The following is a 7,206-nucleotide window of genomic DNA, read 5'->3' on the forward strand; positions in this document are numbered from 1 at the left end:
GCAATGCCAGCCGGTGCTGACAGCGATCCGGCCGCAGCTGCGCGCAGCACTTCACTATCATCTCGGCACCACCACCCTGCGCACCCGCCAGTTGATGGTGGACGTCCAACAACTGCTTGATTGAAAAAACCGGATGAATCCTCTCGTCGCTCCCGAGCCCCATGTCCCCAGCCAGCGCACTGCCCTGTCCGTCAACCTGAACAAGGTTGCCCTGTTGCGCAACACCCGTCATCTGGGCATCCCGAGCGTCACCCGTGCCGCGCGCTTCGTGCTCGAAGCCGGGGCCCAAGGCATCACGGTGCATCCACGCCCCGACGAGCGCCATATCCGCGCGGGCGATGTCACCGACTTGGCCGAGCTGCTCAAAGGCTGGCCGCAGGTGGAATACAACATCGAAGGCAACCCGTTTCACAACCTGATGGACGTGATCCGCGCCGTGCGGCCCCATCAAGCCACCTTTGTGCCTGATTCGGTCGGACAGTTCACCTCGGATCACGGCTGGAACTTTCCGGCCGACTTCGAGCGCCTCGCCCCGGTCGTGGCCGAGACCCGCGCTTTGGGCGTGCGCGTCAGCCTGTTCATGGACCCGACGCCTGAGCAAATGCGCGCCGCGCGTGAAGTCGGGGCCGACCGCGTCGAGCTCTACACCGAGGCCTACGCCAGCGCTTGGGGCACGCCGCAGCAAGCCGACGTGCTAGCCCGCTACCGCGCCGCCGCCGAAGCCGCACTGGCCGTGGGGCTGGAGCTGAACGCCGGCCACGATCTGAACCGCGACAACCTCGCCGACTTCCTGCGCACTGTCCCCGGCGTGCGCGAAGTCTCCATCGGCCACGCCCTGATCGCCGACGCGCTGGAGCTGGGCTACACGGAAACCATCCGCGACTACCAGCGCTGCATCCAGCAGGCTTACGCGCCGCGTTGAACCCGAATCCCCCCCGGCCCCCCTTTTCCAAAGGGGAGCGCCTCAAGCCATGCTGAATGTCACCCCCTTTGAAAAAGGGGGCCGGGGGGATTTGGGTTACCCCTCGCCCGCGCCTGCGGGAGAGGGGCCGGGGGTGAGGGCCCTGTCAAAAATCAAAACACTGACGGGCACACGAACCACACCACCGCACTACGGCCCCGCGACGAGGCCGACGTAGTAGCCGCCGTAGCGGACGTTGAAGCTGCCGCCGCCGTAGCCGCCGTAGAAATCGACGATCCAGGCGAGGGACGGGGAACCCACCACCGGGGACGAGGACCAGCCCCCCCACCAAGCCAAGTCATCCGCACCGAACCAAGTGGTCTTGAACGTACCGGCGGGTGAGTTGGCTGCCACATAGGCTGGGTCGCTCACCAAGGCCGTGCCTTCATCCAGCGTCGGCAGCCGCCCTGGCTTGCCGCACACGCTGCCCGTCACCGACGGCGCGTCCCACGGGCTGCCGTTGCCCAAGTTGGTGTAGCCGGAGCACTGCTGGGCGGCATCCCACGAACAGGGATGCAAGATCCAGTTGCCATTGCCATCCGTACCCCGTGTCACATGCGCCTCCCACAACAAGCCCGTGGCGTTGTGGCGCACGCAGGACCAGGTGGGGGCGTCGGCGGGCAGGTCTTGGCCGGTGTCAGACACCTTGGTGAAGCCCTCCGGCGCTACCACCACTGTGTAGCTGGCGTTGAGGCCCGTCGAGCGGTCGGTGGCCTTGATCGTCACCGTGGCCGAGCTGGTGCCCGCCGGCAGCGCCAACACGGTCAGTGTCCCGGTCTTGGCGACCACCGCCACCACCGACGGCTGGTCCGACACGTACTCGATGTCGTCCGGCACCAGCGTATCGAGCCCGTTGCCGTCCTTGGCCTTCAGCGTCGCCGGGGTCGGCCGAGGGGTGCTCGGTGCCACGCGCAGCGTAGACGGGTTGAAACTCAACTGCGTCGCACAGTTGGCCAGCGCACCTTTCACCATGCAGACCCCGTAGCGCTGGTCGGGGGTGTTCCACAACGCCACGGTCATGCCCAGTGTCATGCCGGTGCCTCCCGCGCCGATCAGGGTGGTGACCGGGCTGACAACCTTATCCGCTACGTAGCCGCCAAATCCCTTGACGAAGGCCCATGCGGCCTGTGCAAAGGTTCCCGCACCGCCATCGACCTGGGCCGGATCGGTGCTGCCGATCTTCATGCATGTGCTCACGAGTGAGGCCAGCCTGTATTTGCCGGTCAAACCGGCTTTCAGATCGTTCAGATAGGCTTTGATCGGCCCAGCATCTGCGGCCAAGGCCAGCGTCGCCAGTTCGGCCGGGGGCAGCAGTGCGTCGACCGCACCGCCCACACACTGACCAATGACCTCTCGGGCCGTTCCCGCCGTCAGCATATCGATCGTCATCAGCACCAGATCCTTGACGACATGCGTCACGTTGGCGGTGCGCGACAGGGGGTTTTGCTGCACTGTCAGGTTGAAGGCGTCGCCATTGCCCCCGGTGCTGGTCGTGACCCGACTGACTGGCAGATTCAGCGTAAGACCGATGTAGCTGGTCATGTCCATCCGGTCGACCAGCACCGAGCAGTTCGGGTTGACACCTGTCATGCCCGCCCTCGATGCACACAGCGGCAGGCCATCGGTGTCCGCACTGGCCAGCGCCCAAGTGATCGGCATGGTGTTGCTGACTTCGACCCCTTGGCCTTGGGCACCCACCACAGCCAGTCGGTAACCCGACCAAAGCTGCGCGTTCAGGGTGTACGGTGCCGGCGTGGTCACGCTCGGGGTGACCACCGGAGCAGCCAGCGGATGCACGCGGCCGTGCATCGGCGTCATCGGCCCTTGTGCGACCGGGCCGATCTGTCCCAGCAGGGTCAGCAAGGCGTCATAGACCGCCGTCGAGGTGGCCGGCGAGGTTCCAGCGGCGGCGGCCTGCTGCACCTGGGTCACCAGGTTCGGCCACCCGGCCCCCGCCCGAATGGCGGCATTGATCTGGGCCGGGTTGACCGTCGCCGCCGGGGTGCCCAGCGCCAGCCGCGCCAGCACCAGCGCGGTCGAGTCGGCACTCAGCGTGGTCGAGGCTCCCGGCCCGGTCACCGAGGCCAGCAAGATGTTGTTGCCCGCGTCCACCGCCAGCACCATCGATTCGCTGGCCGTGCCGTTGCTCGAAGTCGGCACCGCTAGGCTCGTCCCCGGTGCGCTGGCCGCACCCATCGGCGACAGCACTGCGGCCACCTGTGCGCCCAGCGCCTGCGGCACGGCTGCGTCCAGCGTCACCGTCTGGTTCTGCGTCGTCACCGGCACCACCGGCAACGGCACCGGGGTATCTTTCGGACTCCCGTGACACCCAGCCAGCGCCACGGTGAACCCGACCACCATCCACATCCATTGCTTTTTCATACACCCTCCCACAGATACAAATTGCAACAATGCACCGCAATCTACGGTCTCAGGCGTTCGGCGTCAAGGGGCTTGAGCTCAGTCGAAGGGCCGGTGTGCCAAGCAGGCTGGGCTTCGACAAGCTCAGGGCGAACGGATCCATGTGGGCGGGCTCCCCTCGCCCGCGCCTGCGGGAGAGGGGCCGGGGGTGAGGGCCTGAATTTCAGCAGACAATCCCTTCCCTGATTCAGGAAGACGCAAGGCTCCATGATTTACGGCATCGGTACCGACATCTGCGACATCCGCCGCATCCGCGCCACGCTGGAGCGCAAGGGCGACCGCTTTGCCGAGAAGGTGCTGGGGCCGACCGAGCTGCGCGTGTTCCAGTACCGCCGCCACCGTTCCGAAAGCCGGGGCATCGCCTATCTGGCGACCCGTTTTTCAGCCAAAGAAGCTTTCTCCAAGGCGATTGGCATGGGTCTGCACATGCCCATGACTTGGCGCAGCTGTGAAATTTTGAATCACCCGAGCGGCCAGCCGTTCATCCGGCTGCACGGCGAGCTCGCCGCTTGGTTCGACGCCCGTCGTTTAAGCGCCCATGTCACCCTCAGCGACGAAAGCGAGCAAGCCGTCAGCTTCGTCGTGGTCGAAACCCTTTCCGCATCCCCCACACCATGACCCACGCACCTGTCATCCTCGATATCGCTGGCACCACGCTCAACGCCGACGACCGCCGTCGCTTGGCGCATCCGCTCACCGGCGGCTTGATTTTGTTTGCGCGCAACTGGCACGACCGCACCCAACTCGCGGCCCTCACGGCCGAGATCAAAGCGATTCGCACCGATCTGCTGATCTGCGTCGATCACGAAGGCGGGCGCGTGCAGCGCTTTCGCACCGACGGCTTCACCCATCTGCCGCCCATGCGGGCCTTGGGCGAGCTGTGGATGAAAGATGGCCGCAAGGGCGAAGGCAGCGGTGCGCTGGCGGCCAGCAATGCCGCCTCCGCCGCTGGTTATGTCTTGGGCACCGAGCTGCGCGCCTGCGGCGTGGATCTGAGCTTCACCCCGGTGCTGGATCTGGACCACGGCAGCAGCCAAGTCATCGGCGACCGTGCCTTTCACCGCGATGCCCGCGTCACCACCGTGCTGGCCAAGAGCTTGATGCACGGGCTGCTGCTGGCGGGCATGGCCAACTGCGGCAAGCACTTCCCCGGTCATGGCCATGTGGCGGCCGATTCGCACGTCGATACGCCCGTCGATGAACGCGCGCTCAAAACCATCTTGGCCGACGACGCCCTGCCCTACGCATGGCTGAGCAGCGTGCTCACCAGCGTGATGCCCGCCCACGTGATCTACCCCAAGGTGGATGCCCGCCCGGCCGGTTTCTCGCGCCGCTGGCTGCACGACATCCTGCGTGTCAATCTGGGCTTCACCGGGGCGATCTTCAGCGACGACCTGAGCATGGAAGGCGCGCGACGCATCCCAGGCGTCGCGGGCGGCCAAGTTTTGAGCTACGCCGATGCAGCCACCGCCGCCTTGAACGCCGGCTGCGACATGGTGCTGCTGTGCAACCAAAGCGTCGGCGACGGCCGGCCGGTCGATGAGCTGCTCGACGGTTTGAGCCAAGCCCAAGAACGAGGTACTTGGCACCCAAACACCTCCAGCGAAGCCCATCGACGCCATCTGTTACCGACACAGCCTGCCTTGGCATGGGATGATTTGATGACTGAGTTGCGCTACCTTCAAGCCCTCGATCAGTTGCCTTGATCCTCAAAAATCATCAACGAATGGACCACCACCATGGCTGATTTCGCACCCGCGCTGAAAGCCACCCTCAAGTCGGAAGGGGGCTATGTCAACGACCCCACCGATCGGGGTGGCGAGACCTATTGCGGCATTGCCCGCAAGATGAACCCCAAGTGGGAGGGTTGGATCACGGTTGATGAGCTGCGCAAGAAACCCAACTTCCCCAAAAATCTGGACAGCGACGCCAACTTGCTGCAACAGATTGCGCGCTTCTACAAAACCAATTACTGGGACCGGGTGCGCGGCGACGACCTCAAGGATCAGCACATCGCTGAATCGGTGTTCGACTTCGGCGTCAACGCGGGCACCGGCACCAGCATCAAACTGGCCCAAATCGCCGCCAAGGTCAGCCCTGCCAGCGGCGTGATGAACGACGATTCGCTCAAGGCCCTCAACGCCATCGACCCCGAGTTGTTCATCAGCAAGTTCACGCTGAACAAGGTGGCTCGCTATGTGGACATCTGCAAAAAAAATGGCGACCAGAAGAAATTCATCTTCGGCTGGGTCCGTCGTGCGCTTGAAGGAGTTTGAACCATGGCCAATCTGATCAGCAGCGGCATCGATTCCAAAGCCGGCACCAATCTGGCCGACACCGTCGGCGACGCGATTGACAAAGGGGGTCACACCGACGACGACCACGCGGCCTTCGAGCACGAAATGCGCAAGGCTGAAATGCAGTACCAACTGGAGTACGCCAAACTGGATCTCGAAGACAAAAAAGCGGTCATGGAAGACGTTGCCGATGCGCGTGTGAACCAAACGATGGTGCAGCAGTCCGAGCACGCCAGCTGGTTGGCGAAGAACATTCAGCCCCTGCTGTCGATCTTCATCGTCGGCATCACCTTCTACTTGTTTTGGTACATCCTGTTCGGCGGCGACTCCGAAAAACTGGCCAAGGAAGGCACCAAAGACATCGTGATCTACATCTTGGGGGCCCTGACCACCATCTCGGCCCAAGTGGTGTCGTACTTCTTCGGCTCCAGCCATGGCAGCGCCGAAAAGACCAAGAGCTTGAACGCGGTGCTGAAGAAGCAGTGATTAGAGCGCCTGCGCCAGAATCCGTTGCAACGGGGTTCTGGGCAGGTCAGTGCGCAGGCTCCAACGCCACATGCACCCGACGACCAGCACGTACAGCCAAAGTAATCAGCATATCCAAGCTGAACTGCTGCCATTTGCCGCGTACCAAATCACTGATGCGTGACTGGCTGACACCCAGTGCCTGTGCTGCTTGGACTTGCGTCCATGCGCGTTCAGCCAAGGTTTCACGCAGATCAGCCATCAACTGAGCACGTAAAGTCAGCAACACGACCTCTTCCGGTGCAAAGCCAAGATCGGCGAACACATTGCCACTCGACGGAATCACGGTCTCATTTTTCATGCGCCTTCTCCTGTGATTTGCCGGTAGCGCCGAGCCGCCAGCTCAAGATCTTCCTTGCGAGTTTTCTGCGTTTTCTTCTGGAAAGCGTGTAAGACGTACACCACATCAGCCATACGAGCCACATAAATGACACGCCATTCGCCAAATACATGGATGCGAATTTCATAGGCACCTTTGCCAACTTGTGGCATCGGTTTGAAGTCACTTGGCATGTGTCCGCTCTGCACGGCGAACAATTCAAAACCCACTTCCCTACGCGCCTCAGCCGGGAAATCGCTCACATCATCCCGACTGGTACCGATCCATTGCAAGGTTTTCATGATGGTACTCAATTATCTAAATTTTTAGATAACCGTACATCGTGTTGCCTCACCGCCCCCCGCTCACATCCAACAGCGCCCCGGTGGTGTAGCTGGCGGCGTCGGACAGCAGCCAGAGGATGGCTTGGGCGATTTCTTCGGCGCGGGCGGGGCGTTGCAGGGGCAATTGCGGTGCCATCTGCCAAGCGCGCCCGGGTTGCCCGCCGGAGGCATGGATCTCGGTGTCGGTGATGCCGGGGCGCACGGCGTTGACACGAATGCCTTCGCCGGCCACTTCCTTCGACAGCCCCAAGGTGAAGACATCAATCGCGCCTTTGGCGGCGGCGTAATCGACGTACTGCCCCGCGCCGCCTGAGCGCACGGCGCTGGACGAGAGGTTGA

9 protein-coding genes are annotated in these 7,206 nt (G+C 63.2%); 5 read left to right on the plus strand and 4 right to left on the minus strand.

Annotated features, from left to right (window positions below; genetic code table 11):
* Positions 1-133: 133 nt before the first annotated feature.
* Entirely contained in the window at positions 134-922 is a 789-nt protein-coding gene (locus AC3VI7_RS11630) for a pyridoxine 5'-phosphate synthase (RefSeq protein ID WP_489669307.1), read from the plus strand.
* A gap of 189 nt (positions 923-1,111) precedes the next feature.
* Here the strand turns inward: AC3VI7_RS11630 and AC3VI7_RS11635 are convergent, their stop codons facing one another.
* Entirely contained in the window at positions 1,112-3,343 is a 2,232-nt protein-coding gene (locus tag AC3VI7_RS11635; protein WP_489669308.1) for an Lcl domain-containing protein, read from the minus strand.
* A 246-nt stretch (positions 3,344-3,589) separates the two neighbouring features.
* Here AC3VI7_RS11635 and acpS point away from each other — a divergent pair, with 246 nt between their 5' ends.
* The 4 genes from acpS to AC3VI7_RS11655 are packed head-to-tail and all read left to right on the plus strand — an operon-like array spanning position 3,590 to position 6,165.
* Positions 3,590-4,000: a holo-ACP synthase gene (gene acpS, locus AC3VI7_RS11640; RefSeq protein WP_489669309.1), complete on the plus strand. Its 411-nt coding sequence runs from the start codon at positions 3,590-3,592 to the stop codon at positions 3,998-4,000.
* Positions 3,997-5,088: a beta-N-acetylhexosaminidase gene (gene nagZ, locus AC3VI7_RS11645; protein WP_489669310.1), complete on the plus strand. Its 1,092-nt coding sequence runs from the start codon at positions 3,997-3,999 to the stop codon at positions 5,086-5,088. The genes acpS and nagZ overlap by 4 nt, the downstream gene beginning before the upstream one ends.
* A gap of 33 nt (positions 5,089-5,121) precedes the next feature.
* A complete protein-coding gene (locus AC3VI7_RS11650) occupies positions 5,122-5,658 on the plus strand; it encodes a glycoside hydrolase family 108 protein (protein ID WP_489669311.1) in 537 nt (178 codons plus the stop codon).
* 3 nt (positions 5,659-5,661) lie between these two features.
* A complete protein-coding gene (locus tag AC3VI7_RS11655; RefSeq protein WP_489669312.1) occupies positions 5,662-6,165 on the plus strand; it encodes a hypothetical protein in 504 nt (167 codons plus the stop codon).
* 46 nt (positions 6,166-6,211) lie between these two features.
* Here the strand turns inward: AC3VI7_RS11655 and AC3VI7_RS11660 are convergent, their stop codons facing one another.
* The 3 genes from AC3VI7_RS11660 to AC3VI7_RS11670 all read right to left on the minus strand — a co-directional run.
* Positions 6,212-6,505 (minus strand): helix-turn-helix domain-containing protein, encoded by a 294-nt coding sequence (locus tag AC3VI7_RS11660; protein WP_489669313.1) that lies wholly within the window; start codon positions 6,503-6,505, stop codon positions 6,212-6,214.
* Positions 6,502-6,825: a type II toxin-antitoxin system RelE/ParE family toxin gene (locus AC3VI7_RS11665; protein ID WP_489669314.1), complete on the minus strand. Its 324-nt coding sequence runs from the start codon at positions 6,823-6,825 to the stop codon at positions 6,502-6,504. The genes AC3VI7_RS11660 and AC3VI7_RS11665 overlap by 4 nt, the downstream gene beginning before the upstream one ends.
* A gap of 49 nt (positions 6,826-6,874) precedes the next feature.
* Positions 6,875-7,206, minus strand: a 332-nt coding sequence (locus tag AC3VI7_RS11670) for an SDR family oxidoreductase (RefSeq protein ID WP_489669315.1), incomplete at its 5' end; no start/stop codon positions are given.

This window comes from Leptothrix toolikensis (SeqCode) (assembly GCF_057922285.1).